This is a genomic window from Actinomyces polynesiensis, from assembly GCF_000820725.1.
Taxonomy (GTDB): domain Bacteria; phylum Actinomycetota; class Actinomycetes; order Actinomycetales; family Actinomycetaceae; genus Pauljensenia; species Pauljensenia polynesiensis.
The window spans coordinates 1-1590 of record NZ_CCXH01000309.1 but is presented as its reverse complement, the minus strand read 5'-3'; the positions used below and the strand labels follow the sequence as shown (position 1 = coordinate 1590).

The following is a 1590-nucleotide window of genomic DNA, read 5'->3' as shown; positions in this document are numbered from 1 at the left end:
TGACGGCGCTCACTGAAATTCCTCGGTTCTGCTCATCGAAATTCCCCACTCTGGGTCGCTCCGCCGCATGAGGCGGGCCTTCCTCGATGCTGGTGGTCTCTGACCACACACCAGCCCGAGGAAGGCCCTGTTTCTCATGCTCTCAGAGAGGAGCAGCGTGGACATCCACGCTCTGAAACGGCAGGGGATGACGATCAGCGAGATCGCCCGCCGCACTAACCATGACCGCAAGACCATCCGCGCGTATCTGAACGGTGAACGCCAGCCCGGGATGCGTGAGCGCACCATCCCGGACTCGTTCGACGCGTTCGTCGACTACGCCACCGCGAGACTGACCGAGGACCCGCACCTGTGGGCGGTGACGCTGCTCGACGAGCTGCGACCGCTCGGTTACGAGGGGTCGTATCCGACGCTGACGCGGCAGATTCGTGCCCGCGGGCTGCGTCCGGCGTGCACCGCGTGCGCGCACGTCACCAAACGCGCGAACGCGGTCATCGACCACCCGCCCGGGGAGGAGACCCAGTTCGACTGGGTCGAGATGCCCGACCCGCCCGCGCATTGGGGGTTCGGACGCAAGACCGCGTATGTCCTGGTCGGGTCGCTCGCGCACTCGGGTGTCTGGCGGGGCGTGATCTCCCCGTCGATGGACACCCCGCACCTGCTCGCCGCGATGACGACCCTGCTCGCCCTGCTGGGCGGGCTCACGAAGACCTGGCGGTTCGACCGGATGCGGACGGTCCTGGACCACCGCACCGGCGACCTGGTCCCGCAGTTCGCCGCGTTCGCGAAGCACCACGGCGTCACCGCGGTGGTCTGCCGACCGCGGTCGGGGAACAGGAAGGGCGTGGTCGAGAAGAACAATCACACCGCCGCGCAACGCTGGTGGCGGACCTTGCCCGACGACCTCACCCTCGAGCAAGCGCAGGCCAGCCTGAACACGTTCGCCGCAGGGCAGGACGACCGGCGGCGTGAGGGCGAGCTCGGGACGACGACAGCGTCCGCCCTGTTCGTGAACGAGCGGCTCAGACCGCTACCTGCGGTTGTGTTCCCTGTGATCATCACAGAGGAGCGCACCGCGACCCGGCAAGCGCTGATCGACTGGCGCGGGAATCGCTACTCCGTCCCGCCCGAACTTGCCGCCGCGAAAGTCGAGGTCCGACAGCGGCTCGGCGCGGACATCATCGACATCGCCACCGCATCGGGGACGGTCGTCGCCCGCCACCAGGTCGCCGAACCCGGCCTCGGCGTCACGATCCGCGACAGCGGACATGTCACCGCACTGGAGGCCATCGCGATGGCGTCAGCGACACCAGGACGCCCGCACCGCCGCAAAGAACGCATCCCACCCGGCAGCGCCGCGCTGCGCGCTGCCGCAGCCCTCACCAGCGCTGCAGCGCAGCCTTCGACCGTGATCAGCCTGGCCGCTTACGAGCAGGCCGCGAAGAACAGGAACACCCTCCTATGACCACAACCACAGCCACCACGACGGCAGCGAGCGTCTATCAACAGCTGCGCGGCCACCTCACCGACCTGAAACTCGCCGACGCCGCGGACGCCCTCCCCGCCGTCCTCGACCAGGCACACGCCGAA

Annotated in this window: 1 protein-coding gene; it reads left to right on the top strand. The window is 68.4% G+C overall.

Features of this window, described 5'->3' with window-relative positions; all coding sequences use genetic code 11:
* Nucleotides 1-157 precede the first annotated feature (157 nt).
* Nucleotides 158-1465, top strand: a complete 1308-nt coding sequence (gene istA / locus TA90_RS12930) for an IS21 family transposase (protein ID WP_197067916.1) — start codon at nucleotides 158-160, stop codon at nucleotides 1463-1465.
* Nucleotides 1466-1590: the final 125 nt, after the last annotated feature.